We start from the raw sequence: 25,428 nt of genomic DNA on the forward strand, positions 1-25,428 counted from the left end.
GCCGCCGCGGTCAGCGGGCGTAGACCGGCTCCCCGTCGACCCACACCGCACGGATGTCGTCGGCCCGCGATTGCAGCACGATCGCCGTCGCCGGATCCCGACGCGGTTCCCAGTGCGACCCGGCGGTGTCAAGGAGCACCAGGTCGGCGCGCTTCCCCAGCTCGATCGATCCGATCCGCCCGGCCATGCCCAGTGCACGCGCACCCTCGATCGTGGCGTGGGCGAACAAGTCGGCGGCCGTCGCCCGCACCGGACCGGAACCGGCGGCACGGTCGAACATCACCGCGTGCCGCATCTCGCCCACCATGTCCGCGGTCGTGTTCAGGGTGGCGTTGTCGAGACCCAGCCCCACCGCCACACCCGCCGCGACGAGTTCCCCGAGCGGGCTCCGTCCTCCCCCGCCGAACATGGTCGAGCTCGCACAGTGCCCCGCGCCCACCCCGGAGGCGGCCAGGATGCGGCGGTCGGCCGCATCCGTGTGCGTGAGGTGGGCGGCGACCGTTCCCGCTCGCAGCATTCCGAGCCGCGCAAGGCGCGCCACGGCGCGCTCGCCCGTGACATCCACCGCTCCCGGCTCGGAGGCGCAGAGGTGCGTGGTGATCCCGGTGCCGGCGCGGTCAGCGAGCTCCGCAAGCCCGCGCAGCAGGGCATCGGTCGCCATCTCCGGCAGCTCCGTGCTCGTCCAGACCTCGACCCGTCCGCGAGCCAGGGTCAGCGACTGGGCCGCGAAGGCGAGTGCCGCAGCCGTCGGAGCGATGAGAGCGTCGGCGCGGAACGGGGCGGGCGCCGCGGCGAGCATCGGCTCCCACGCGTCCGGCAGCCGGTCCGACACCATCGGTGCGACGATCCACCGCAGCCCGCTCGCCACGGCGACGTCCACGGTCGCGGCGAGGCAGGCCCGGGCGCGCGGGCTACCGGCATCGCCGACGCCCCAGCAGTCGAGCACGGTGGTCACGCCGGCCCGCGCGAGATCGGCGGCGGTCAGCGACGCCGCGCGCGCCGCATCCCCCGCCTGATACCCGAGGACCCCGCCGTAGTACGTGCCGAAAAGCCAGCCGAAGAACTCCTGTGCGTCGCCGTGACCGGCGCGCCCGAGGGCGTCCATGGAGTGCTGGTGCACGCTGACGTATCCGGGATGCAGAATGCCGCCGTGTGCGTCGACGCGCTCCGCCGCATCCGGTGCAAGCCCCTCGCCGATGCCGGTGATCACCCCGGCAGTGACGGCCACCCACCCGTGGATGACCGCACGACCGGCATCCATCGTCATGATGACCGCGTCATCGATGACGAGGTCGGGGGTCATGTGGTGGGGAAGAGGGGGATGCGGCCGAGCGCGACGAGCCGGTCCTGGTAGGGCTCCAGTACGTCTGGCCATCCCTCGCCCTCGGCAAGGAACGTGCCGACGCCGACGATCTCGGCGCCGGCGGATTCGAGCAGGGCGAGCGCCGCGGCGACGGAGGACCCGGTGGAGATGACGTCGTCGACGAAGAGCACGCGCTTGCCTGACACGGCAGGAAGCCGCGCGCGGTCGAGGAGGAGCGCCGAGCCCTGGGTGCTCGTGATGGCGTGCACGGGCGCCTCGAGCGCGTCGCCCAGGTGCACCTTCCGTGACTTCTGCAGGATGAGGTAGTCGTCCAGCCCGAGGGCTCGACTGACCGCGATTGCGATCGGGATGCCGAGCGTCGCGGGCGCCACGACGACATCGATCTCCGCGTCGGCGAAGTGCGCGGCGAGCTCCGCGCCGGCCGTGTCGACGAAACGGATCCCGTGGTCGATGACGATCATGAGGGCGATCGACAGGTCGTCCGAGACGGCGACGATCGGCAGGGTGATCTGCTGACTGCCGACCTGGGCGACGTAGACGGCTTCGGTGCTCATGTCCGCGACCTTACGGTTCCCGCATGACGCGCGGGTTACTGTTCGATGCCACGCACTTTGTCGCGGTGTCGGAGTTCGTTCGGCCGCAATTCGGCGGTTCCCGGAACGAGGCGCAACTGCTCGCTTGCCACGCAACGTGTCAGCAGTAGACCGACCCGCAGCCCTCCGGACTACCTCACTATGCGATCGGAGCGTGAACAAGGATGAGATCACCGAAGCTGTCGTGGCACTCGACGCCCCTAGCGTCCGGGAGATCGACTGGGTTTTCAGTGACCCTGACGAAGAGGAGTACGCGGACGAATTCGACGACGACGAAGAGGTAGACCCCTCGTGCGGAAGCGTGTGGAGGGTTCTTCCAGTTCCATTCCACGAGCCTCGCGACCCTCGGCATCCTGCTCACCGAGGGCGCCCGCGGCGACGGCGCGATCCTGCGCAACGTGTGGGGTGAGCGCTTCATGGAGCGCTACGCCCTCACCATCAGAGACCTGGCGACGCGCGACATCGTCAGCCGGTGCATGCAGCAAGAAGTCGCAGAGGGTCGCGGAGCTGGCCCGCACCGCGACTACGTTCTGCTGGCCTGCACGCACCTCGGCGCGGAGGTGCTCGAGACGAAGCTTCCCGACATCACCGAGTTCGCCCGCACCTATCTCGGCGTGGATCCTGTCGTCGAGCCGGTGCCGGTCATGCCGACAGCGCACTAAGGGATGGTGTCAGTCGTAGACAGCGCGGCCCTACAGTACGGTTACAAGGCGATCAAGGCCTGCGTTCACTCTGGCGGCAACTTGCAGGGCTCGCGTCCGTCGCATTTAACCGCGAATTGCACGTCAGGCTTTTATCTACTGATCCCGCATGTGCTCGGACCGATTAGCGCGGTGTGCCTTCGTCACTGCGATGAGGAGCGCGCCAGCAATGGTGATTGCTAGTGCGACACCGCCGAGGTCCGAAAACCCCGCGAATCCTGTGGAAGCGAGTTGATCGCAGTTAGGTGGGCATGTGGACTCGGTGATGAGCACGTTGATCTGAATCTGGTTGTCCGGCGCATGATCAGAACCATCGGTGTCACCGGTTATGAGGTCCGCATCGGATGAGTCCAGCGTCAGGGGAAGGCTCTGGGCCCAGTCGTTGGTGAACGAGATCATGCGCCCCCTTCGTCGTGAAGCGCAGCTCGTCGGCCTTCTTCGCGTGCGAGCGATACCAGCTTTGCCGTCTTACGGCGGGACTGGGTTCGACCCCAGACCAGTCCGAGAATAAGGAGAAGCACACCGCCGCACACCATTAGTTGGGGCCAAGGAATCGCCCAGATCAGGATCGGTTCGACGGTGGGGTCCATGCTTAGCGCTGACCCGTCGAGTGCGACGACCGCCGGGGTCAGTTCGATCTCACCGGTAATCAGAAACAACGGCCACGCCTGCTCGACCGTGACCGTCAGCGTCCGTGATTCACCAGGGAGTAACTCTTGCTCCGGTTCTGATTCCCCAGGAAAAGACGTGCTTCGGGCAGCAGCGTCGACGGTACCGTGCAAGAGCAGGCGGGCGTTGCCGGAATTGCGTGCCTCGAAGGTAACGCTGGCTTGGCCCGGGCTAAAGGGATTCCAGGACAACGAATACTGGGCATCGAGAACAGCTAGCTCCACCGCAGGGTCGATCATGCCGGTGACTCGGGTCATCACACGAAAGCCGACTCTGCTTTCCATCCCTATCCGGGCGCCGTCCTCGTCCAGGATCTCGCTACGAATAGAAACAGCGACACCAGCCGCATGGTCGCCAGGTTCTGCATTTTCGGGAACGCGGACCACGAACGGGACTATTGCGGTCGCCGCCGGTTCGACCGTGACGGTGTCCTGGACGGTGATCCATGTTCCAGCCCCCGTGGAGGGCTCCCCTGGGGGCAACATGTCGAAGCGGCCGGCATCGGTGAAGTACCCGTCAGCCGCATCGATCTTGAAAGCCACCGCCTCGTCGCTGAAGTTCTTCACCGCAATGTAGTCGGTGGTTTGATCCCCTGGGTCGAGGGCGAGCTCGACCCAGGATCGTCCGTCTGGCCCGGACTGGTTTGCAGGTCGCACTGACCACGTAATGTCGGACGTATCCTCGGCGAACGCCGCGGGTGCCGGCTGCAGCACTAGTACGACGAGCAGAACAAGCACACCGATTGCTGCGCTGATCGTGGACGTTCGTCCGTTCAGGGCCTGTGAAGACAATGGAACTACTCCAACGAGGGACCTGGAGCCGGCGTCGGCCGGCCCCAGGTCCGATCGTTTACTCAAACAGCGACAGGGTCAAGGTCGAGGCGTAACCACCGGGTGCCACGGTCGACGGGACCTTCAGCAGCAGATCCGCCGTCGCGTTCCACGACCCGATCGCCTCCTCCGAGGTCGATGCCATCGCGAGCAGCTCCTGCCCGACCAGGCCAACATTGTTCGGCGGGGAATCCAGCACCGTATCCACAGTGTCACCCGGAGCGACCACACCGGTGCCTTCCGGATCCTCCACCTCAGGGCTCCAACCCAAATGCCCCGCACTGATGGGGTCCTGACCGGAGTCGCCGACGAAATCAGTCGCCGTCCCGATCACATACCAGTACGCCCCGTCAGGAATCTCCTCCGCCGTCCGAGTATCCGTCACCGTCACCGTGGGCAGTTCACCGTGGAACTCCCGCACCCCAGGGTCCGCGGACGCGCTCTCCGCGAGGGACACAGAGTCCCCGCCGACCGTCATCGCCAGCACCCCGGGCTCAGTGATCTCCTCGATCGTCACATTCACATCAACATCATCCGGATCACCCACGATGTCTTCTGCGAACGCGGCGCCGGCCACGCCCGTCAGCAGAATCCCGCCAAGCACTGACGGCAGCCGTTGACGGCGAGTCTGTCTAGAGGGAGTTAGCGGGAGGGTGCGGCGGTGCTGCGTCGAACGATTAGCTCCGTGGGAACAAGATCACCGCGTTCCCGGGGCTGGTCCTCGATCGCGGCGACAAGCGCCTGCAGCGCCGCCACACCGACCTGGTCGAAATGCTGACGGATGGTTGTGAGGGCCGGCCAAAAGCTCGCGGACTCGGGCGTGTCGTCGAACCCAACCACGCTAATGTCCTCGGGGATACGCAGGCCCGCTTCGTGAATGGCGTGCATCACGCCCAGCGCCATCTGATCGTTCGCCGCAAAGACGGCCGTCACTTCTTCACGCAGCGCGAGCTCGCGGCCCGCCGCCCTGCCGGAGTTCGCGGACCAATCGCCGACCAGCGCCTCGGGCGCCGCAGCGCCGCGGCTGTGCAGCGTCGCTTTCCAGGACTCACGTCGCCGCTGTGCAGAAAAGGACTCGTCAGGGCCGGCGACGTGCCACACCGTTCGGTGTCCCATGTCAAGTAAATGCTCCGTGGCCAGACGAGCACCTTGCGCCTGGTCGGTGTCCACGACCGGCTGATCGTACTGGGCGTTGGAGTCGACGACGACGACCGGCAGCCCCTGCGGAAGCTCGATGTCTGACTCGTTCAACTGGTGCGCTTCGATCAGAATCACGATTCCGTCGACAGCCTGCTCGCTCAATCGCGCAAACGCCCCGGAGACTCTCGACTGGCTGGCCGCGCCGAGCGGGATCAATGTCAGCGCGTATCCAACCCGAGCCGCCTCCCCCGCGATCGCCTCCAGAGTGCGCATGTTGCCGTACGAGGACAACGAGAACATGATCACGCCGATATTTCGATACCGGCCAGACTTCAGAGCGCGAGCAGCGCCGTTCGGACGATACCCCAGACGGTGCATCGCCTCGACGACTTTCTCGCGAGTCTGCGGCCGGACAACGTTCTTGCCCGTGGCCACTCGGGAAACTGTCTGCGCAGACACGCCAGCCTCGCGGGCCACGTCCATGATGGACGGCTCACGCCGTGGGGCGACCTCTACAGTTTGGTTCAGCATCATCGCTCCACATTCTTGGATGTTTGCGTTGACATCATACGCGAGACCCTGCGTTTTTCACCGTTTCACCCGCGGTTTTGGCTCGTTGCCCCCCCCCCCCCGATCCCACGTCGCCCGTTGCCCGCCAAGTCTTTGGTGATCGTCATCACCTTGATTGCGGGGCGGGATTGCCACAGAATGTTTGCGTTGACATCGTTTGACGTCCGTCATATGTTTGCGTAAACAGCCCCGGGGTTTCTGACCCGGGAACACGAAAAGGTACCCCGTCAATGACGACCACAATCGCACCCGTGCCGCCCTTGGCGACCCGCGCCCGGCCGCGCCGAGAACGGCGAGACTGGCGAGGATGGACCTTCGTAGGCCCCTTCCTCGTGGTCTTCGCCCTGGTTTTCATCGCACCCGTTCTTTACGCGCTCTACTTGAGCCTGTTCCGCAACCAGCTGGTAGGCGGTAACGCGTTCGTTGGGCTCGAGAATTACCTTCGCGTTTTCGGTGACGCACAGTTCTGGGAGGGGTTCTGGCACGTCTCGCTGTTCCTCGTCATCCAGGTGCCGATCATGCTGGGCCTGGCTCTGCTGGCGGCACTGGCGATCGACAGCGCTCGCCTGCATGGCTCGGGCTTCTTTCGCATCGTCATCTTCTTGCCCTACGCCGTACCCGGCGTTGTCGCGGTACTGATGTGGGGGTTCATTTACGGCGGCAACTTCGGGCTTGCGGGCAACATCAACGATGCCGTGGGATTCGAGCTGATCACCCCGTTCGCCCGCGACTGGATCCTCGCCTCCATCGGAAACATCGTGACTTGGGAGTTCGTCGGCTACAACATGCTGATCTTCTACTCCGCCCTGCGCACGATTCCCGTCGACCTATATGAGGCGGCGGAGATCGACGGCGCTGGCCAATTCCGGATCATCACCGCGATCAAGATCCCCTCCCTACGCGGCGCGATCGTGATCGCGACGATCTTCTCCATCATCGGCAGCTTCCAGCTGTTCAACGAACCAAACATCCTCAAGCCGCTCGCTCCGAATGTGATCACCACCTTCTTCACCCCCAATATGTATGCCTACAACTTGTCCTTCGCCGGGCAGCAGTACAACTATTCAGCGACCGTGGCCATTGTGATGGGTGTGATCACTGCGGTGATCGCCTACGTGGTGCAGCTGCGCGGATCGCGGGCGGAGACACGATGACCGCCCCCACCCTCGTTCGCAACAAGCCCACCCGCCCGCGGCGGTCAGTCACCCTCACGGTGGTCATGACCCTGTTTCTCATCTACACCCTCGTGCCACTGTGGTGGCTTGTCGTCAACTCGACCAAGACACAGGCCGGGCTGTTCGACAGTTTTGGACTGTGGTTCGCCGACGACTTCGTCTTCTTCCAGAACCTTGCCGAAACCGTGACCTACCGCGACGGCATCTTTGTCCGCTGGCTCGGCAACACCCTGCTGTATGTGGTCATCGGCGCCGGCGGCGCGACAGCCCTCGCAACTCTCGCCGGATATGGAATGGCGAAATATAAGTTCCCCGGCCGTCGCGCTGTCTTCGCGATCGTTCTGGGCGCGATCGCCATCCCCGGAACGGCACTGGCGGTGCCGACGTTCCTGATGTTCAGCGAGCTCGGCCTGACCAACACGCCCTGGGCGATCATCATCCCGTCGCTGATCAGTCCGTTCGGGATGTATCTCGTGTGGATTTACGCGATCGATGCCGTCCCGACAGAGTTGCTGGAAGCCGCCCGGATGGATGGCGCCGGCGAGATCCGCACCTTCTTCACCATTTCCCTGCGCCTGCTCACACCCGGCATCGTCACCGTCGCACTCTTCGCCGTGGTCGCGACCTGGAACAACTACTTCCTGCCTCTGATCATGCTGAGCAATCCCGAGTGGTATCCGCTCACCGTTGGCCTGAACCAATGGAACGCACAAGCGACCGGGGTTTCCGCGCAGCCGATCTACAACCTGGTGATCATGGGCTCGCTGCTCACGATCGTCCCCATTGTCGTCGCCTTCCTCTTCCTGCAGCGGTACTGGCAGTCGGGGCTGAGCGCCGGAAGCGTCAAGCAGTGACGAGAGGAACCGCATGACGCGCACCGAACCCTCTCAACCGGCACTCGTCCGGACATTCCGAGTACAACGAAGTGAAAGGAAACACAGCATGAACTACCCGACTAGCCGCGCCGCATTCACCAGGCGCGCACTCACGGTCCTCGCGACCGGGGCAGTCATCGGCGTAACACTGGCCGCCTGCTCCGGCGGTGGGGGCGGCGGCGACACCGCAGCCCCGGGGTCAGACACCGATGTCGAGGCCGCGCTCGAGGCTGGTGGCTCGCTCACCTACTGGTCCTGGACCCCGCAGGCTACGAACTGGTCAACGCCGGCACCGGCAACGACCAGTACACCAAACTGCAGAACGCCATCACCGCAGGCTCCGGCGCCCCGGATGTCGTGCAAATCGAGTACGGCGCACTCCCGCAGTACGCACTCTCGGAGTCGCTGCTGGATCTCACCCCGTACGGGTTCGCGGACCTCGAGGACGACTACACCGCCTCCACCTGGGGTCAGGTCGTCTTCGACGACAAGATCTACGGCCTCCCGCAGGATTCCGGACCCACCGCCCTGTTCTACAACGCGACTATCTTCGACCAGTACGGCATCGAGGTCCCCACCACGTGGGACGAATACCTTGCCGCGGCGCAGAAGCTGCACGCCGCCGACCCGACGAAATACATCACCAGCGACACCGGTGATGCCGGCTTCACGATGACCTCGATCTGGCAGGCCGGTGGCCTACCGTTCAAGACCGAAGGCACCAACGTGACCGTAAACCTGCAGGACGAGGGCACGAAGCGCTGGGCGGACTTCTGGAGTCAGCTGACCCAGAACGACCTCGTCTCCCCCGTTCCCGGGTGGAGCGATGACTGGTACCGCGGACTGGCCGACGGTGGAGTTGCATCGCTGGTCATCGGCGCGTGGATGCCCGGAGTGCTGGAAGGCTCCGTGCCTGACGCCGCCGGTGACTGGCGCGTCGCCCCCGTCCCCACCTGGGATGGTACGCCTGCCTCCTCGGAAAACGGTGGCGGCGGGCAGTCGGTGACCGCTCAGACTGAGAACCCTGCACTGGCGGCAGGATTCCTGAAGTGGCTGAACAACAGCGACGAAAGCCTGAAGATCTTCACGGACGAGGGCGGGTTCCCGTCCACGAACGCGCAGCTGACTGACCCGGAGTTCCTCTCCTACGAGTCGGACTACTTCGGTGGCCAGAAGATCAACGAGGTGCTCGGCGCGGCTGCTGCGGATGTCGTCCCAGGCTGGTCGTACCTGCCCTTCCAGGTGTATGCCAACAGCATCTTCGGTGACACCGCCGGGCAGGCATGGGCGAACAAGACCAACCTGAACGAGGGTCTGATCGCCTGGCAGGACGCCATCATCGAATACGGCAACCAGCAGGGCTTCACGGTTAGCCAATAGTCCCCCGGAAGACAGCGGCGTGGCCAGCCATACCCGGCGGCTGGCCACGCCGCCTCACCATCCCTATGACCATGAATTCCCACACCCTGTCCGCCATTCGCACCCGCCGAAGGGGACGGGCCGTCGCGGGGCGGCGCGGCGAATCTGGAAGGGATACCGTGCGACTGAACGACTTCCGCATCCGCGATCCCTACGTCTTGGCTGACGCGACCTCGGGTTCTTATTTCCTCTACGGCACCACCGACCCCGACCCCTGGTCCGGCCAGGGGGTCGGCTTTGACGCCTACCGCAGCACCAACCTCGAGGACTGGTCCGGACCCATAGCCGTGTTCCGGCCCCCCGCGGACTTCTGGGGCACAACCCAGTTCTGGGCACCGGAAGTGCACGCCCACTCCGGTCGCTACTTCATGTTCGCTACCTTCGCAGGAGAAGAGCGATCACGCGGCACACAAGTACTCGTAGCTGAGCGGCCTGAAGGCCCATTTCTGCCGTGGAGCGATGGCCCAGTCACACCCGAGGATTGGGAGAGCTTAGACGGCACGCTGCACATTGACCCGCACGGAAGACCGTGGCTGGTGTTCTGTCACGAGTGGGTACAGATCGGTGATGGGTCGATCGCGGCGCTGCGACTGACCAGCGACTTAAGGAAGGCCGCGACCACACCCGTCGTTCTGTTCCACGCCTCGGAAGCGCCGTGGACGCGCCCCGTGCCCGGCACCGGAAGTTACGTTACCGATGGGCCATTCTTGACCCGCGACCGCATCACCGGCGAACTTGTGATGCTGTGGTCAAGCCTCAGCGATACTGGCTACACCCTTGGCGCAGCACGCTCCAGCACCGGCATCCTCGGCCCCTGGCAGCATCACGACCAGCCGGTCTGGTCGCAGGACGGCGGCCACGGCATGCTCTTCACCACATTCGATGGCCGGCAGATGCTGGCCCTGCACCAACCCAACGACTCCCCCTGGGAACGCGCCACGCTACTTCGGCCACGCGGACGCGGCACGACGCTGAGCCCAGCCGCCCCAGTTCTCGCCGAGACGTGATTTCGCCCACCGGCAACCCCTACCCCCACCTCACCCCACCTTGACAACGATGGAGCCGCACACCTTGCCCACCTTCCAGATCGGCGACCAGGATTTCCTGCTCGACGGCCAGCCGCACCGCATCCTCTCCGGCGCGTTGCATTACTTCCGTGTACACCCAGAGCAGTGGGCAGACCGGATTCACAAGGCACGCCTGATGGGACTGAACACGATCGAAACCTACGTGGCCTGGAACGCGCACGCGCCCAGCCAGGGCGAGTGGAATATCACGGGTGGTCTCGATCTCGGCCGCTTCCTGGACTTAGTTGCTGCGGAGGGAATGCACGCCATCGTGCGACCCGGACCCTACATCTGCGCGGAATGGGACAACGGCGGGCTCCCCGCCTGGCTTTTCCGAGACGAGCAGGTCGGTGTGCGGCGCCTCGAACCGCTCTATGTAGCCGCTGTCACCGACTACCTTCAGCGGGTCTATGAGATTATCGCTCCGCGTCAGATTGAGGACGGCGGCCCGGTGATCCTGGTCCAGATCGAGAACGAGTACGGCGCCTACGGCGCCGACAAGCAATACCTCAGCGAACTGGTCCGCGTCACCCGTGAAGCCGGCATCACTGTGCCGCTCACCACCGTCGACCAGCCCGTCGATCAGATGCTGATCGACGGCAGTATTCCCGGTGTGCACAAGACCGCCTCGTTCGGTTCCCGCGCCACTGAACGGCTGGCTACCCTTCGTAAGCATCAGCCCACGGGGCCTCTGATGTGCATGGAGTTCTGGAACGGCTGGTTCGATGACTGGGGCACCCACCACCACACCACCGACCCCGAACTGACCGCCCGCGACCTGGACGCCATCCTCTCTGTCGGCGGATCGGTGAACTTTTACATGTTCCACGGCGGCACCAACTTCGGGCTCACCAACGGCGCCAATGACAAAGGCCGCTATGCCGCCATCACGACCTCCTACGACTACGACGCTCCGCTGGATGAAGCGGGAAACCCCACTGAGAAGTACTTCGCCTTCCGGGATGTCATCGCTCGCTACGCCCCCATCCCCGACGAGGTTCCCTCCGCTCCGCGCCGAGTCGGCGGGTTCAGCACCCCGCTCTCGCACCGTTCGAATCTTCTGCCGCTCGCCAGCTCCCTGGGCGTCGCGAGCCGTCACGATGCTCTCCCCACCTTCGACGACCTGGCGCACGACCGTGGCATCGCCATTTTCACCACAACTCTGCACGGAAATGGCCCAGGAGTGCTCAGCTTCGACGAGGTGCGCGACCGTGCGTGGATCTTCCTCGATGGGGCACCGGTCGGTGTGCTCGCCCGCGACGCGCATGAGCAGGCCATCGTCCTGCCACGCAGCACCGGCGAGCTCGTGATTATCGTAGAAGACCAGGGACGGGTGAACTACGGCCCCCGGATCGGCGAACACAAAGGTCTCATCGGCGGAGGCCGGCTCGACAACGAACTGATCATCGGATGGGCTGCCATCCCCCTCGACCTCGACCGTGTCCCGGCCATCGAAGTCGACCATGATGACCTGGCCGTCGGCCCGGTCATCGCCCGCGGAACGTTCGAGTTGATCAGGCCGTGCGACCTGTTCTTGGACACCCGTGACTGGGGGAAGGGCTTTGCCTGGATCAACGGTTTCGCCCTCGGCCGGTACTGGCGACGCGGCCCGCAACGCACCCTATATGTCCCCGAACCCGTTCTACGCTCCGGACAGAACGAGCTTGTCATCCTCGAACTTGAAGTGCTCACCCAGCAGGAAGCCGTCTTCGCGGCGACACCGCTACTCGGACACGAGGATTTCTAGTGACCTGGCTGGTCACCGGAGGTGCCGGTTACATCGGCGCTCATGTCGTACGGGCATTGATCAACGCCGGCATGAGCGCTGTCATCGTTGACGATCTGTCCAGCGGGCTACTGCCTTTCGTCCCCGACGGAGTGCCGCTCGTCCGCACAACGATCCTCCACACCGACACCTTGACCCAAGTGATGAAGGATCATCACATCACCGGTGTCATCCACGTCGCCGGTTTCAAATATGCCGGAGTCTCCGTGCGGCGGCCGCTGCACACGTACCAGCAAAACGTGGCCGGGACAATAAGCGTCCTCGAGGCCATGCTCCGCTGCGGGATCGACCAGGTCGTGTTCTCCTCCAGCGCCGCCGTCTACGGAACACCGGACATCGAGCAAGTCACCGAGAACACCCCGAAGGACCCGCAATCCCCTTATGGCGAGTCCAAGCTGATCGGCGAGTGGCTGCTTCACGACCAAGGCATCGCCACCGGCTTGCGGCACACCTCCCTGCGCTACTTCAACGTGGTCGGTTCCGGCGACCCGGCGGTGCACGACACCAGCCCGCACAACCTCTTCCCACTCGTCTTCGATGCTCTCGTCTCCGGCCGAACCCCGCAGATCAACGGCGACAACTACCCGACCCCCGACGGCACGAACGTCCGCGACTATGTTCACGTGTCGGACATCGCGGCCGCGCATGTCGCCGCCGCCCGCCGTCTCGAGGCGGCAGAGTCGATCGAACCGGCCTACAACCTCGGTAGTGGCGACGGGCTCTCCGTCGCCGAGATCATGACCGCCATCGCGACGGTCACCGGCATCCCGTTCACACCAATGATCGGACCCCGACGCCCCGGCGACCCGCCCCGCATCGTTGCGAGCGGCGAGTTGGCCGCCCGCGACCTCGACTGGCGGATGCGACACTCTGTGGAGGAGATGGTACGGAGCGCATGGGAGGCGCGGATTCGCGCAGAGAAGGAGACACCGCAATGACCACCGGCGGGATCGCCAAGCGAGTCACAGCCCTGGCCGACGGGCGAGAGCTGATCTACTTCGACGACGCCGACACCACCCTCGGCCCCGAGCGGACGCACGACGCCAGAACACTCGACCCTCGACCGCCGGCGGCGACCATGCGGCAAGACGTGCTCACAGGCGACTGGGTCTCGATCGCCGCAGCCCGGCAGAATCGGGTCTTCCTTCCTCCGGTCGACCAGGACCCGCTCGCACCGCAGACACCCGGCAACCCATCCGAGATCCCGGCACGATACGACGTGGCCGTGTTCGAGAACCGCTCCCCGTCCTTCGGACCCGACCTCGCGGGCGTGCCGAACAGCCCGCGCGGTCTCGACGACCTGGCCGAGCTGGGCCTGGGGCGCACCCGCACCTCCATCGGCCGCTGCGAGGTGGTCTGCTTCAGCCCCGAGCACGAGGGATCGTTCGGCACCCAGACCCCCAGCCGGGCACGCACCGTGATCGAGGCATGGGCCGACCGGACCGAAGCGCTCTCCGCACTTCCGGGGGTGCAGCAGGTGATCCCGTTCGAAAACCGCGGCGAGGCGATCGGGGTCACCCTCCATCACCCGCACGGCCAGATCTACGCCTACCCCTACATCACTCCCAAGACACAGCAGACCCTCGAGACCATCCATCGGACCACCCCCGACCTGTTCCAGCGCATCCTCGACTTCGAGCGCACCGGGGACCGGGTCGTTCTCAGCGGGGAACATTGGACCGCGTTCGTGCCATTCGCGGCACGCTGGCCGATCGAGGTACACCTGCTGCCACACCGCCAGACTCCCGACTTCGCGGGAACCACCACCGCCGAACGAGACGAGCTCGCCGGCCTCTACCTGCGGCTGCTGCGCGGCATCGACGCCCTCTACGACTCGCATACCCCCTACATCGCCGCGTGGCACCAAGCCCCGGTGCACCGGGGCCGCGACACCTTCCGGCTCCACCTCCAACTCACCTCACCGCGCCGCGCGGCGGACAAGCTCAAGTATCTCGCCGGCTCCGAATCGGCGATGGGTGCCTGGATCGCCGACGTCACCCCCGAGAGCACCGCGAAGAACATCAGGAAGGCCATGGAACGCGCATGACCGATGCCACTCGTGAGCTTCGCGGACGCTTCACCCACGTCACCGGAAGGGAGCCAGACGGTGTGTGGTCGGCACCCGGACGGGTCAATCTGATCGGCGAACACACGGACTACAACCAGGGCTTCGTGCTGCCCTTCGCGATCGACCGACGGACCACGGTCGCTGCCGGGCTGCGCACCGACGGAGTCATCCGGGTTGCCAGCACGTTCGACGACACCCCCGCCGAGTGGCGCCTGACCGAGATCGATGCGGCCCGCATCGACGGGCAACTCACCGGCTGGAGCGCCTATCCGCTCGGCGTCGCCTGGGCCCTCGGCCGCAACGGCGCCGAGCTCGCCAGTGTGCCCGGCGTCGACCTCGTCATCGACTCGACCGTGCCGGTCGGCGCAGGCCTGTCGTCATCGGCGGCGATCGAGAGCGCCGTCGCCGTAGCCCTCAACGAGCTCTGGGGCCTGAACCTGCCACGACCGACCCTCGCCCAAGTGGGGCAGCTGGCGGAGAACGACGTCGTCGGCGCCCCCACCGGAATCATGGACCAGTCCGCGTCCCTCCTCGGAGAAGCAGACTCTGCCGTCTTCCTAGACTGCCGGTCCCTTGAAACGGCAGTGGTCCCACTCGGGCTCGCCGGGGCCGGACTCAGCATCCTCGTCATCGACGCCCGGGTCTCCCACTCGCACGCCACCGGCGGATACGCCGACCGTCGCGCATCCTGCGAGGCCGGCGCGGTCGCGATGGGTGTGACGTCCTTGCGCGACCTGGACGTCACAGACCTGGACCGCGCTCACGACATGCTCGACGACGTCACCTTCCGTCGCGTGCGCCACGTAATCACCGAGAACCAGCGCGTCCTCGACACGGTCCGAGTGCTCCGCAAGGACGGGCCCACCGCCATCGGACCGCTGCTCGACGCCTCCCACCGATCCATGCGCGACGACTTCGAGATTTCCACTCCCGAGCTCGATCTCGCCGTCGACACTGCACGAGCGCACGGAGCCATCGGCGCGCGCATGACCGGCGGAGGATTCGGCGGAGCCGCAATCGCGCTCATTCCCAACGCACTCCTGCTAGAGGTCGAACTGGCGGTTCAGGATGCCTTCGCAAAACGGAGATTCAGCGGTCCGATGGCATTCACAGTGACGCCATCGCGCGCAGCCACTCGTGACGATATCGACCCGATTGAACATGCTGCAGCAACCGCATAAGCACGACGCGATAGTCACTCGCGGAGCCCACCTGGATCCTCCCCTGTTCGTTGTCGATTTCGCAGGTAACTAGTTCGCGGGAGCCGGACAGAAGGAAGGGAACACACAACACAACACATGGCGCTACTGACAGTCAGGTAGCACTACTGACAAGATGCGAGTCCGAGGACGCCGGTCTCCCAGGTGATGCCGGTCAGTCCCCCACCTCCGAGCACCAACGCGCGCGAGGCGTTATCCGTCATGAATCCGCCTGCGCCTGCGCCCGCGCCTGCATTCGCACCCGCAGGATCGCTCGCATCCCTTGAGCCAGGGCGCGGAGGTCATCGGTGTCGAGGAGCATGAGGGGGGCGGTTCCCACCTGGCTCTGTGCGCCGAGCAGGTCGCGAATGGTCTTGCGACCCGCCGTCGTGGCGTGCAACCGGCGAACGCGCTGGTCGCGAGGATCGACGGCGCGCTCCACCATGCCGTGGGTCTCGAGGCGATCGACGATGCCCGAGACGGTAGCGAGGGACACACCCAACGATTTCGCGACCGCCTGGCCGGTTCCGCCCTCGTCTTCTGCGACAAGGATCATTAGCACGCGCAGTTGTTGGATCGTCAGATCCATGTTCATGAGGGGCTCTAGAAAACCGCGCATCGACTGCGTCTCGAGCGCTTCCTGCATTTCGGCGATCTCACGCGTCAGTGCGGCGCGCTTGTCCAGGTCTTCTGACATCAATGCCAACCGTACTCGTCTCCAGGAAGCGTTTAGGCAGAAAGTTAGCTGAATGCTAAGCTTCACCTCGAGCTAAGTAATAGCGGAGACGATCTCGAGGAGTGGTCCACAGCATGTTCCGACTGGCGAAGTTCAGCCTGGCCAATCGATCGCTGGTCGCGCTGATGACGCTGATCATCGCCGCGTTCGGCCTCTTCTCGATGACGCAGCTCAAGCAGGAGCTCATCCCGTCGATCGAAGTGCCGCAGTCGCAGATCGTGACTGTGATCCCGGGCGCGAGTCCCGAAGTCGTCGACGAGCAGGTGAGCGTGCCGATCTCGAGGGCGCTGAACGATCTCCCGAATGTCGAGTCGGTCATCGCCACCAGCTCCAGCAGCGTCTCGACGATCTCGGTGTCGTACGCATACGGCACCGACCCCACGGAGTTCCGTCGGTCCCTGGATGACGCGATCTCCGGGGTCTCGCTGCCCGAGAATGCGGACCCCACAGTGCTGAGCCTGTCGACCTCGGCGCTGCCCATCATGTTCCTGACGGCCGGCTCCGAGACACTCGAACCGTCGGAGCTGACACGGCAGGTCGAGGATGTCGTGGTTCCCGCGCTCGATGGAATCGAGGGCGTCGGATCTGCGACCGTATCGGGCGCGGAGACCCAGCGCATCGTCATCTCGCCTGACCCGGCTGAGCTCGCAGCGCACGGAATCTCGCCCGCTGCGATCGGCCAAGCTCTCGAGGCGAACGGAATGACCCTGCCGCTGGGCAGCATCCGCGAGGACGGCACCCTCCTTCCGGTCCAGGGTGGCGAATCGGTGACTTCACTCGCCACGCTCGGTGAGATCCCGCTCGCCTCCACGACGCAACCCGGCACAGTCGTGACGATCGATGACGTCGCGGACGTTGAGCTCGTCGCTGAAGAGCAGACCTCCATCACGCGTGCCAACGGCGCAGAAGCGCTTTCGATTCTCATCACGGGCGCGCAGGACGCCGACGTCGTGTCGGTGTCGCACGCGGTCGAAGACGCTCTGACCGACCTGCGCGAGGAACTGCCTGCCATCGACCTGACGGTGATGTTCAACCAGGCTCCGTTCATCGAGGAATCCATCCAGCACCTCGCGATCGAGGGCCTTCTCGGGCTGCTCTTCGCGATCGTCGTGATACTGATCTTCCTGCTCTCGCTGCGTTCGACCTTGGTCACGGCGATCTCGATCCCGCTCTCGGTGCTCGTGACCTTCATCGGTTTGAATCTTGGCGGCTATTCGCTGAACATGCTCACGCTCGGAGCGCTGACGATCGCGATCGGACGCGTTGTGGACGACTCGATCGTCGTGATCGAGAACATCAAACGGCATCTCTCCTACGGTGAGTCCAAGGTGAACGCCATCCTCGACGGCGTACGAGAGGTCGCCGGCGCCATCACGTCATCGACCCTCACGACCGTCGCGGTGTTCCTCCCGATCGCCCTCGTGGGTGGGTTGGTCGGCGAGCTTTTCGCCCCGTTCGCCCTCACAGTGACGATCGCGATGCTCTCGTCTCTTCTCGTCGCGCTGACGATCGTTCCCGTGTTGTCGTACTGGTTCCTGCGCCAGCCCGAGGTTGTCGCGGCACCCGAGGTCGTGCGTGTGGCTGCCGAGGAGAAGGAGCGCAAGGGCTGGCTGCAGCGTGTCTACGCACCGGTGCTGCGGAGCACGCAGAACCATCCGGTGATCACTCTGATAGCGTCGGTACTGCTGCTCGTGATCACCCTGGGTATGGTCCCGCTGCTCAAGGTCGACTTCCTCGGGTCGACTGGACAGAGCACGCTGTCGATGACACAGACGTTCCCCGACGGCACCGATCTGGAGACGATCGTCGCGGGTGCGCGTGAGGTCGAAGACGCCCTCGACGAAATCGACGGAGTCGAAGACGTCATGGTGACCGCCGGCTCCGGAGGCGGCCTCGCCGGGCTCGGTGGAGGCGGAGCCACAGCGAATTACATCATCAACACCCTTGACGGCGCCGATCAGGCCGCCATCAAGGCCGATGTACAGGACGCCGTCGAAGGCGTCGGCGGCGACAGCGAGATCGCCTTCGCAGACCCGGCGGCCGCAGGCGGCCTCGGCGGCACCGTCGACGTTCGTGTCACCGCGGCCGACGAGGAAGAACTCGCCGCGGCGGCGGATGATGTTCTGCGAGCGCTCGCCGACACGCCGAACACGACCGAGGTCACGAGCGACGCGGCGCCGGCCCAGCCCATCGTGCAGGTGACGGTTGACCGTGTCACCGCGCTCGAGCAGGGCCTCACCGAGGTGCAGGTGCTCGGGATCGTCGCAGCGACACTCTCCCCGCAGGCGATCGGCGCCGTCACACTCGACGGCGAGGACGTCAGCATCTACGTCGACAACGGCGTGGCGCCGGCGACCGTCGACGAATTGAGCGCGATGCTGCTGCCGACTGCGACGGGATTCATCCCGCTGGAATCGGTGGCGACCGTCGAAGAGGTCGACGTCGCATCGCAGATCCGCCGCGACGCCGGCGAGCGCGTCGCCACGGTGTCGCTGACTCCAGCCGAGGGCGAGCTCGGCGCCGTGACGACATCCGTGGAGGCGACCCTGACGGATCTGGATCTGCCTGACGGCGTCACCGCGGAGATCGGCGGGCTCGCCGAGACCCAGACCGAGACATTCATGCAATTGGGCATTGCGATGCTCGTCGCGATCGCCATCGTCTTCCTTCTGCTCGTGGCGACATTCCGCTCACTGCTCCAGCCTCTCTTGCTGCTCGTATCGATCCCGTTCGCCGCGACAGGCGCGATCGGCCTTCTTCTGATCACGGGCCGCCCGCTGGGCATCTCGGCGCTCATCGGCATGCTCATGCTGATCGGCATCGTCGTGACCAACGCGATCGTGCTCATCGATCTCGTGAATCAATACCGCAAGCGCGGCCAGTCCGTGGAAGACGCGGTCTTCAATGGGTCGAGGCAGCGTTTGCGTCCGATCCTCATGACGGCGCTCGCCACGATCTTCGCGCTCACCCCTATGGCCTTCGGTGTCACCGGGTCAAGCGGATTCATCTCGCAGGACCTCGCGATTGTTGTGATCGGCGGGCTCATCTCGTCGACGCTGCTCACGCTGATCCTGGTGCCCGTGCTCTACAAGCTCTTCGAGGGCCGGCGCGCGAAGCGGCTATCTGGCGCCGAGGCGATCGGAGGGCCAGCATTGACACGCGCGAATCCATCCGTGCAAGAAACCACGACAGAGGAACCCACATGACCACTGCATCCTCACCGGCCGCGCAGGACTCGAGCGGGCCCTCCACGCGAAGCGTGTTGCTCGTCTTCGCGGGGCTGATGGTCGCGATGCTGCTCGCATCGCTGGATCAGACGATCTTCAGCACGGCGCTGCCGACGATCGTCGGCGAGCTCGACGGCGTGGAGCACATGCTGTGGGTGACCACGGCATACATCCTCGCCTCGACCATCGTCATGCCCGTGTACGGCAAGCTCGGCGACCTCGTCGGGCGCAAGTGGCTGTTCGTCGCCGCGATCTCGATCTTCCTCGTCGGCAGCGTCATGGGCGGGCTGGCCGACTCCATGACCACCCTGATCGCCGGGCGCGCCGTGCAGGGTCTCGGCGGCGGCGGCCTGATGATCCTCGCGATGGCGATCATCGCCGACGTCGTGCCCGCTCGTCAGCGCGGCCGCTACAACGGCATCATGGGCGCGGTCTTCGCCGTCTCGAGCGTTGCCGGGCCCCTGCTGGGCGGGTACTTCACCGATGGACCGGGCTGGCGCTGGGCGTTCTGGATGAACATCCCGCTCGGCGTCCTCGCCATCGTCTCGGCGATCTTCTTCCTCAAGCTTCCCAAGCGCGAGTATGCCAAGCCGCGGATCGACTTCGCCGGCATGATCGTGTTGGCCCTCGCGGCCACCAGCCTGGTGCTGTTCACCACCTGGGGCGGTAGCACCTACGACTGGAACTCCCCGATCATCATCGGACTGGTCGTCGGCACGGCCGTGTTCGCCACCCTCTTCGTGTTCATCGAGAGCCGTGCGGTCGAGCCGGTCATCCCGCTCGGCCTATTCAGGAACCGCAACTTCAATCTCACGACCGGCGCTGGCCTCATCACCGGTGTCGCCATGTTCGGTGCGCTGGCATACATGCCCACGTACCTGCAGATGGTCACCGGAGTGGGCGCCGCCCAGGCCGGCCTTCTGATGATCCCGATGATGGGCGCGCTGCTCATCTCATCGATCGGCTCGGGACAGATCGTCTCCCACACCGGAAAGTACAAGCTGATCCCGATCATCGGCATGTTCGTCACAGCGCTGGGACTATTCCTTCTGTCGACCCTGACCGCATCGACCGCGATCTGGATAATGTGCGCTTACCTCGCCGTGATGGGTCTCGGGCTCGGCATGTCGATGCAGATCCTCGTCCTGGTCGTGCAGAACTCGTTCCCTCAGTCGATCGTCGGCACCGCAACGAGTTCGAACAACTTCTTCCGACAGATCGGCTCATCGCTCGGCGCGGCGATCGTCGGCAGCCTGTTCGTCGCGCGACTGACCGACATCCTGGCGGCCGAGTTGCCCGCGGGTGGCACCGGCGACACGGGCCTCAACTCGCTCACGCCGGCGATCGTAGCAGCCCTTCCCGACGAGATCCGCACCGTCATCATCAACGCGTACAACGACGCCCTCACGCCGGTCTTCCTGCTCATGGTGCCCCTCGTACTCGTGGCTGCGGTGCTGCTCATGTTCGTCGTCGAGAAGCCCCTCGCGACGCACCTCGAGGGTGTCGAGGGGGAGCCGTCGCTCAACGAGCAGATCCTCGACGAGTCGCTCGCGACCGGAGCCAACCCGACCGCGGAGCCGGTGCTCGCCGTTCGGACAGGAACGGTCCAGGTCGTCGACAATCGGAGCGCGCAGGGGGTCGGTAATCCGTAGACCGCCGCCGGACTGTAAGTCCATGTCACTCACCGCAGCAATCACGCTAGACGCTATGGGTATTGAGCTGAGGCCTCCTGTCGCATAGACCGTGGATTACGGGCTGGGTGTGCCGGCTCGTAGTGCCACATATGTGAAGGAGGCCTCAGTGTCTATTGAGCGTACGAGTGTTGGGCTGGGTGTGCACGCGCGCACCACAGTTGGAGCGGCGATCGACGAGCAGACGGGAGAGCTCGTGCAGCGTCGCATGGGCGCCGGCAACGCCAAGCAGATCGTCCTCCTCGGCAGCGCTAACGCTAAAAAGAAGGGGTCCGACGGCACCTCGTTCCTTGCCCACGAGGTGAAGGTGATGGCGGAGTTCGACCTGCCCATCGTGGTCGCCAACCTCGACGGCGACCGCACCATCGACCGCAACTTCATTCCGGACCCGCTGCTGGCGGCGGACTACTACACCCTGTCAGTGTCGTTCCAGCCCTCGATCATCAAGTATGCGCTCGACAACTAGGCGCCCGGGTTTGCGTCCAGCGACGCCAAGGGCCCGCACTACTACAAAGAGCACGTGTACACCCAGCTCGGCCTGTGATGGAGTCCGTACGTCGCGACATCCGTACCCGGCGTTTCTGGAAGATCCTCGCCACTCAGGCGTTCGCGCTCTTCGGCGCCCTCGCCGGTGTGGTGCTCACTCCGGAACGTAGAACTCTGATCCGCCGGCCCGGGGCGGCGCGCCGGTCTACTGACAAACTTTTGGCACCGGGGACAAGGTTTTGGCGCTACTGACAAAGTTCTTGGCAGCACTGACAAAGTTTCTGGCAATCGGACAGTTACGGCGACGACGCGTCGGAGCCTCTGCGCCCGCGCCACGGCGGAACCGATGCATCTGCTATGAATCACGAAAAGATAACGGCGAAGCCTTCCGCCCGTTACCTTTCCGTTATAGAGTGCTCAGCACGGTAGTTGTTTTGCTGTGGCAGCTACCGGCATGTGATTGCAGGAAATCTCTGGTGCAAGGGACAAGAGCCGGTCGGAAGCCTCCCCGCCCGGCTCTTCTTGGTTTCCGCACCCGAGACCCCTTGTATGGCGAAGTATCGCGGCGGAGTGGCGGGCGAGCGGGCCCGCGCTCTAGCGTCATGCTGTGCCACCCGAGCCGATCCCTGCCGCCGCGCCCGACCGCATCCCGCCGACGACCGTGCGGTGGCGCGCGTCGCTCCCCCCGCTGCCCGCCGCGCTGGGTGAGCATGCGGGCCTCGACATCGCGTTCCACCCGGATGCGGCCGACCCGCTCGCGGTGCCCGCCTTCGCGGACCTCGTCGCGCACCTCCGCGCCCAACAGATCGTGCGCGCCCTATCCGCACGCACGAACCGGGTCCTGGCCGGCACCCGCGTGTCGGTTCTCGGCGACGGCGTGCTCGCCGACGCGATCGCCGACGCCCTCACCCGGCTCGGCGCGCGCGTGACCCTCGCCACCGACTCTCCCGCCGCCGCACTCCGCGCCCGCATCCGCGGACGCGCCGTCGTCGGAAGGGATGCGGTCGCCGCTGCCCCCGCGGAACACCTGGTGGCCACGGGCGAGGGTCACACCCCCTTCGACCCCGCCGGCATCGCCGCGACCGCGATCGACGCGTCCTTCCTCGGCGGCGCCCTGGTCACCTCGGCCGCGGGAGAGCCGATACGCGCCGGGGTCGTACGGCATGGCGCGGGCTGGATCGTCGCGTCGCCGAGCCTGTGGCCGGAGGCCGACGCGACCGACCTCGAGCGCCGCGCGGCCGACGCGTTCCTCCTCCTCAGCCGGCTGTCAGCCGATACGGCTCCATCCCGTGACGCAGCCGATCCAGCCAGTGACGCAGCCGATCTCGACGCCCGCTTCGCCCGGGAGGTGCAGGTATGAGCCGGATCGCCGACCCGAGCCGCTGGCGGGAGGGCCACGACCGCATCGAGTGGGCACGCGGATTCATGCCTGCAACCGCGGCGCTGGCCGCAGAACTCACCGCATCCGGGATCGTCCGGGGCGTGCGCATCGCCCTGTCCGACGTCCTCGAGCCGAAGACCGCGAACGTCGCCCTCGCCCTCGCCGCGGCCGGGGCGGAGGTCGCCGTCTCGTGCGTGGGCCGGGACACCGACGACGCCGTGGCCGCCGCCCTCGTGCACGCCGGCATCCCGGTGTACGCGTTCGCCGCCGCGACCGATGCGGAGGACCGCGACAACGTGCTGGCGCTTCTCGACCACCGCCCCGAGGTGATCATCGACGATGGCTCGTACACGATCCGCCTCGCCCACACCGCACGCCCCGATGTCCTCACCGCCATGGCCGGCGCGACCGAGCAGACCACCAGCGGCGTCCGGCCGCTGCGCGAGATGGAGCGGCAGGGGGCGCTCCGCATCCCCGTCGTCGCAGCGAACGACGCCCGCACCAAATCACTGTTCGACAACACGCACGGCACCGGGCAGGCTGTCGTGTTCGCGATCGCCGATCTGCTGGGTGAGCCGCTCCTCGGCCGCCACGTCGTGGTGGCCGGGTTCGGTCGGGTGGGCACCGGCATCGCCCGTCATGCCGCGGCGCTCGGTGCCCGGGTGACCGTCACCGACGTCGATCCGGTGGCGGCGCTCCAGGCGGTCTTCGCCGGGTATGCGGTGGCACCGCTGTCGGATGCCGTCCGCACCGCGGATCTGCTCATCTCCGCCACCGGCATCGCCGGCACGGTCACGGTGGAGCATCTCGCCCTGCTCCCCGAAGGAGCGGCGGTCGCTGTCGGCGGCGGCGTCGACCAGGAGATCGCGCTGACGGATGCGGTGGCCGCCGGGGCGACGGAGGTCTCCCGCGTCGGGAAGGTCTCGACCTGGCGGACCCCGACGGGCGGCACCGTCCGCATCCTCGACGACGGGTACTGCATCAACGTGAGCGCAGCCGAGGGGAACCCGATCGAGATCATGGACCTGTCCTTCGGTGTGCAGCTCGCGGCCGTCGACCACCTGCTGACGCATCGCGACACCCTGGAACCGCGGGTTCACCTGCTCCCGCGCGAGGCGGACGACCGGGTCGCGGCCCACGCGCTCGCCTCGTTCGGCGGCGCGACAGACGTACTGTCGGCGCAGCAGCTGTCGTTCCTCGGCTCGTGGCAGCCGCGCGACGGGGAGGACCACGCGTGACCGTGGAGCTGCACCGCGCACCGATCGTCCTCCCGGTCGATGCGCCCGCGATCGTCGACGGCGCGGTTGCGGTGCGCGCCGGCCGCATCCTCGCCGTCGGGCCGCACGACGAACTCGCGGCGGCGCACCCGGATGCCGCGCGGCACGAATGGGACGGTGCGCTCGTCCCTGGGCTCGTCAACGCCCACACCCACCTGCAGTACACCTCGATGGCCGAGGTGGGCCAGGCCGAGCACAGCGGCTTCGAGACGTGGATGCACGCGTTCCAGGAGCTATACGAGCAGGAGCACGATTGGCTGGGGTCGGCCTCCACCGGAGCGGCGCTGTCGCTTCGCGGCGGCGCGACCGCGGTGGCCGAGATCGTCACCGACCCGGACGCCGCCTCCGCCGTGCACGAGGCCGGGCTCCACGGCGTCGTCTACTGGGAGGTCATGGGCTGGACGGATGCGGCCTGGGCGCACGGTGGCCGCGACACCGTGCTCGAGCAGCTCCGCCGCATCCCCTCACCACCCGCCGCGGGACTCTCCCCGCACGCGGTCTACTCGCTGGACACCGGCGTGCTCCGCGATCTCGCCGGACTCGCCGCGGAACTCGGGGTTCGGCAGCACATCCATGCCGCCGAATCCGCGTGGGAGGACGCCTACGTCCGCACCGGCACGGGCGAACTGGCGGACACCTGGCGGCAGCTCGAGCGCACCGACTTCGCCCTGCTCCGGGGGAACGGCTCCGGACGGAGCGTCATCGGCTATCTCGACGACCTGGGATCGCTCTCCCCCGCCACCCATCTCGCGCACGGGATCTACGTGGATGCGGACGACCGCCGCATCCTGCGCGAGCGCGGCGTGGTGGTGGCGCTGTGCCCCCGCTCCAACGCGGTCATCGGGCTCGACCCGCCGCCGGTCGCCGACTATCTGCGCGAGGGCAACGTCATCGCGGTCGGCACCGACTCGCTGTCCTCGTCGCCGTCCCTGAGCCTGCTGGCGGACGTGGCCGAGCTGCACCGGCTCTCCCGCGCCCAGGGGTACCGGGCCGCCGATCTGCACGAGCGGCTCTTCGCCGCCGCGACCCGGGGCGGCGCTGTCGCCCTCGGGCTCGACGACGCGGGCACCCTCACCGCCGGGCGCCGCGCCGATCTCGCGGTGTTCCCGATCGCCGCGCGGACGCCCGTGGATGCGGTCGCCGAACTCGTGGAGTCGGGTCCCGCGGTCGCCACCGCGACGATCGTGGCCGGGCGCGTCCGCTGGCGCGCCTGA

Annotated in this window: 21 protein-coding genes and 1 pseudogene; 15 read left to right on the top strand and 7 right to left on the bottom strand. The window is 66.1% G+C overall.

Annotated features, from left to right (window positions below; all coding sequences use genetic code 11):
- Nucleotides 1-10: 10 nt before the first annotated feature.
- Together NT132_RS12835 and NT132_RS12840 are read right to left on the bottom strand one after the other, a co-directional pair.
- Nucleotides 11-1,303, bottom strand: coding sequence for an amidohydrolase family protein (locus NT132_RS12835; RefSeq protein ID WP_297789627.1), 1,293 nt, complete (start codon nt 1,301-1,303; stop codon nt 11-13).
- The gene (locus NT132_RS12840) at nt 1,300-1,878 is read right to left on the bottom strand and encodes a phosphoribosyltransferase family protein (protein WP_297789630.1); all 579 of its coding nucleotides are present in this window, start codon (nt 1,876-1,878) and stop codon (nt 1,300-1,302) included. Before NT132_RS12840 ends, NT132_RS12835 begins: the two co-directional genes overlap by 4 nt.
- 350 nt (nt 1,879-2,228) lie before the next feature.
- Between NT132_RS12840 and NT132_RS12845 the strand changes: the two are divergent.
- Nucleotides 2,229-2,576: pseudogene (locus NT132_RS12845) on the top strand (FAD-binding protein); the annotation flags it as partial.
- A 138-nt stretch (nt 2,577-2,714) separates the two neighbouring features.
- On the opposite strand, the gene NT132_RS12850 reads toward NT132_RS12845, so the two are convergent.
- The 4 genes from NT132_RS12850 to NT132_RS12865 all read right to left on the bottom strand — a co-directional run bounded on the left by NT132_RS12850 (nt 2,715) and on the right by NT132_RS12865 (nt 5,791).
- On the bottom strand, nt 2,715-3,017 hold the full coding sequence (locus NT132_RS12850) for a hypothetical protein (RefSeq protein WP_297789633.1): 303 nt from the start codon (nt 3,015-3,017) through the stop codon (nt 2,715-2,717).
- A complete protein-coding gene (locus tag NT132_RS12855; RefSeq protein ID WP_297789636.1) occupies nt 3,014-4,024 on the bottom strand; it encodes a DUF916 domain-containing protein in 1,011 nt (336 codons plus the stop codon). Before NT132_RS12855 ends, NT132_RS12850 begins: the two co-directional genes overlap by 4 nt.
- A 112-nt stretch (nt 4,025-4,136) precedes the next feature.
- Nucleotides 4,137-4,694, bottom strand: a complete 558-nt coding sequence (locus tag NT132_RS12860) for a hypothetical protein (protein ID WP_297789639.1) — start codon at nt 4,692-4,694, stop codon at nt 4,137-4,139.
- A gap of 65 nt (nt 4,695-4,759) precedes the next feature.
- The gene (locus tag NT132_RS12865; RefSeq protein WP_297789642.1) at nt 4,760-5,791 is read right to left on the bottom strand and encodes a LacI family DNA-binding transcriptional regulator; all 1,032 of its coding nucleotides are present in this window, start codon (nt 5,789-5,791) and stop codon (nt 4,760-4,762) included.
- A gap of 266 nt (nt 5,792-6,057) precedes the next feature.
- On the opposite strand from NT132_RS12865, the gene NT132_RS12870 reads away from it, so the two are divergent.
- From NT132_RS12870 to galK, 8 genes are all read left to right on the top strand, one after another.
- Entirely contained in the window at nt 6,058-6,981 is a 924-nt protein-coding gene (locus NT132_RS12870) for a carbohydrate ABC transporter permease (RefSeq protein ID WP_297789645.1), read from the top strand.
- Nucleotides 6,978-7,856 carry a carbohydrate ABC transporter permease gene (locus tag NT132_RS12875; protein ID WP_297789648.1) on the top strand — a complete coding sequence of 293 codons (879 nt, stop codon included), beginning with the start codon at nt 6,978-6,980 and terminating at the stop codon, nt 7,854-7,856. Before NT132_RS12870 ends, NT132_RS12875 begins: the two co-directional genes overlap by 4 nt.
- Nucleotides 7,857-8,204: 348 nt before the next feature.
- Nucleotides 8,205-9,257: an extracellular solute-binding protein gene (locus NT132_RS12880; RefSeq protein ID WP_366940413.1), complete on the top strand. Its 1,053-nt coding sequence runs from the start codon at nt 8,205-8,207 to the stop codon at nt 9,255-9,257.
- A 71-nt stretch (nt 9,258-9,328) separates the two neighbouring features.
- The gene (locus NT132_RS12885; RefSeq protein WP_297789650.1) at nt 9,329-10,303 is read left to right on the top strand and encodes a glycoside hydrolase family 43 protein; all 975 of its coding nucleotides are present in this window, start codon (nt 9,329-9,331) and stop codon (nt 10,301-10,303) included.
- Between the two features lie 49 nt (nt 10,304-10,352).
- Entirely contained in the window at nt 10,353-12,110 is a 1,758-nt protein-coding gene (locus NT132_RS12890; RefSeq protein WP_297789653.1) for a beta-galactosidase family protein, read from the top strand.
- Entirely contained in the window at nt 12,110-13,087 is a 978-nt protein-coding gene (gene galE, locus NT132_RS12895; RefSeq protein WP_297789657.1) for a UDP-glucose 4-epimerase GalE, read from the top strand. The genes NT132_RS12890 and galE overlap by 1 nt, the downstream gene beginning before the upstream one ends.
- Nucleotides 13,084-14,196: a galactose-1-phosphate uridylyltransferase gene (gene galT / locus NT132_RS12900; RefSeq protein ID WP_297789659.1), complete on the top strand. Its 1,113-nt coding sequence runs from the start codon at nt 13,084-13,086 to the stop codon at nt 14,194-14,196. The genes galE and galT overlap by 4 nt, the downstream gene beginning before the upstream one ends.
- Entirely contained in the window at nt 14,193-15,398 is a 1,206-nt protein-coding gene (gene galK, locus NT132_RS12905; protein WP_297789662.1) for a galactokinase, read from the top strand. Before galT ends, galK begins: the two co-directional genes overlap by 4 nt.
- A gap of 238 nt (nt 15,399-15,636) precedes the next feature.
- Here the strand turns inward: galK and NT132_RS12910 are convergent, their stop codons facing one another.
- Nucleotides 15,637-16,113: a MarR family transcriptional regulator gene (locus tag NT132_RS12910; protein ID WP_297789665.1), complete on the bottom strand. Its 477-nt coding sequence runs from the start codon at nt 16,111-16,113 to the stop codon at nt 15,637-15,639.
- A gap of 113 nt (nt 16,114-16,226) precedes the next feature.
- Here NT132_RS12910 and NT132_RS12915 point away from each other — a divergent pair, with 113 nt between their 5' ends.
- The 6 genes from NT132_RS12915 (at nt 16,227) to NT132_RS12940 (ending at nt 25,428) form a co-directional block, all read left to right on the top strand.
- Complete coding sequence (locus tag NT132_RS12915; protein WP_297789668.1) at nt 16,227-19,358, top strand: efflux RND transporter permease subunit; 3,132 nt, start codon at nt 16,227-16,229, stop codon at nt 19,356-19,358.
- The gene (locus NT132_RS12920) at nt 19,355-21,031 is read left to right on the top strand and encodes an MDR family MFS transporter (protein ID WP_297789670.1); all 1,677 of its coding nucleotides are present in this window, start codon (nt 19,355-19,357) and stop codon (nt 21,029-21,031) included. Before NT132_RS12915 ends, NT132_RS12920 begins: the two co-directional genes overlap by 4 nt.
- A 148-nt stretch (nt 21,032-21,179) precedes the next feature.
- A complete protein-coding gene (locus tag NT132_RS12925; protein WP_297789673.1) occupies nt 21,180-21,536 on the top strand; it encodes a hypothetical protein in 357 nt (118 codons plus the stop codon).
- 627 nt (nt 21,537-22,163) lie between these two features.
- Nucleotides 22,164-22,916 (top strand): hypothetical protein, encoded by a 753-nt coding sequence (locus tag NT132_RS12930; protein WP_297789676.1) that lies wholly within the window; start codon nt 22,164-22,166, stop codon nt 22,914-22,916.
- The gene (locus tag NT132_RS12935; RefSeq protein WP_297789679.1) at nt 22,913-24,175 is read left to right on the top strand and encodes an adenosylhomocysteinase; all 1,263 of its coding nucleotides are present in this window, start codon (nt 22,913-22,915) and stop codon (nt 24,173-24,175) included. Before NT132_RS12930 ends, NT132_RS12935 begins: the two co-directional genes overlap by 4 nt.
- Nucleotides 24,172-25,428 (top strand): amidohydrolase family protein, encoded by a 1,257-nt coding sequence (locus NT132_RS12940; protein WP_297789682.1) that lies wholly within the window; start codon nt 24,172-24,174, stop codon nt 25,426-25,428. Before NT132_RS12935 ends, NT132_RS12940 begins: the two co-directional genes overlap by 4 nt.

This window comes from Microbacterium sp. (assembly GCF_026393345.1).
In the GTDB taxonomy this organism is placed as follows: domain Bacteria; phylum Actinomycetota; class Actinomycetes; order Actinomycetales; family Microbacteriaceae; genus Microbacterium.

Coding starts and splice junctions, on each gene's coding strand:
- NT132_RS12840 (WP_297789630.1), bottom strand. CDS start 1,878: ATGAGCACCGAAGCCGTCTACGTCGCCCAGGTCGGCAGTCAGCAGATC.
- galT (WP_297789659.1), top strand. CDS start 13,084: ATGACCACCGGCGGGATCGCCAAGCGAGTCACAGCCCTGGCCGACGGG.
- NT132_RS12850 (WP_297789633.1), bottom strand. CDS start 3,017: ATGATCTCGTTCACCAACGACTGGGCCCAGAGCCTTCCCCTGACGCTG.
- NT132_RS12915 (WP_297789668.1), top strand. CDS start 16,227: ATGTTCCGACTGGCGAAGTTCAGCCTGGCCAATCGATCGCTGGTCGCG.
- NT132_RS12885 (WP_297789650.1), top strand. CDS start 9,329: ATGAATTCCCACACCCTGTCCGCCATTCGCACCCGCCGAAGGGGACGG.
- NT132_RS12865 (WP_297789642.1), bottom strand. CDS start 5,791: ATGATGCTGAACCAAACTGTAGAGGTCGCCCCACGGCGTGAGCCGTCC.
- NT132_RS12890 (WP_297789653.1), top strand. CDS start 10,353: ATGGAGCCGCACACCTTGCCCACCTTCCAGATCGGCGACCAGGATTTC.
- NT132_RS12920 (WP_297789670.1), top strand. CDS start 19,355: ATGACCACTGCATCCTCACCGGCCGCGCAGGACTCGAGCGGGCCCTCC.
- NT132_RS12910 (WP_297789665.1), bottom strand. CDS start 16,113: ATGTCAGAAGACCTGGACAAGCGCGCCGCACTGACGCGTGAGATCGCC.
- NT132_RS12935 (WP_297789679.1), top strand. CDS start 22,913: ATGAGCCGGATCGCCGACCCGAGCCGCTGGCGGGAGGGCCACGACCGC.
- NT132_RS12835 (WP_297789627.1), bottom strand. CDS start 1,303: ATGACCCCCGACCTCGTCATCGATGACGCGGTCATCATGACGATGGAT.
- NT132_RS12870 (WP_297789645.1), top strand. CDS start 6,058: ATGACGACCACAATCGCACCCGTGCCGCCCTTGGCGACCCGCGCCCGG.
- NT132_RS12875 (WP_297789648.1), top strand. CDS start 6,978: ATGACCGCCCCCACCCTCGTTCGCAACAAGCCCACCCGCCCGCGGCGG.
- galK (WP_297789662.1), top strand. CDS start 14,193: ATGACCGATGCCACTCGTGAGCTTCGCGGACGCTTCACCCACGTCACC.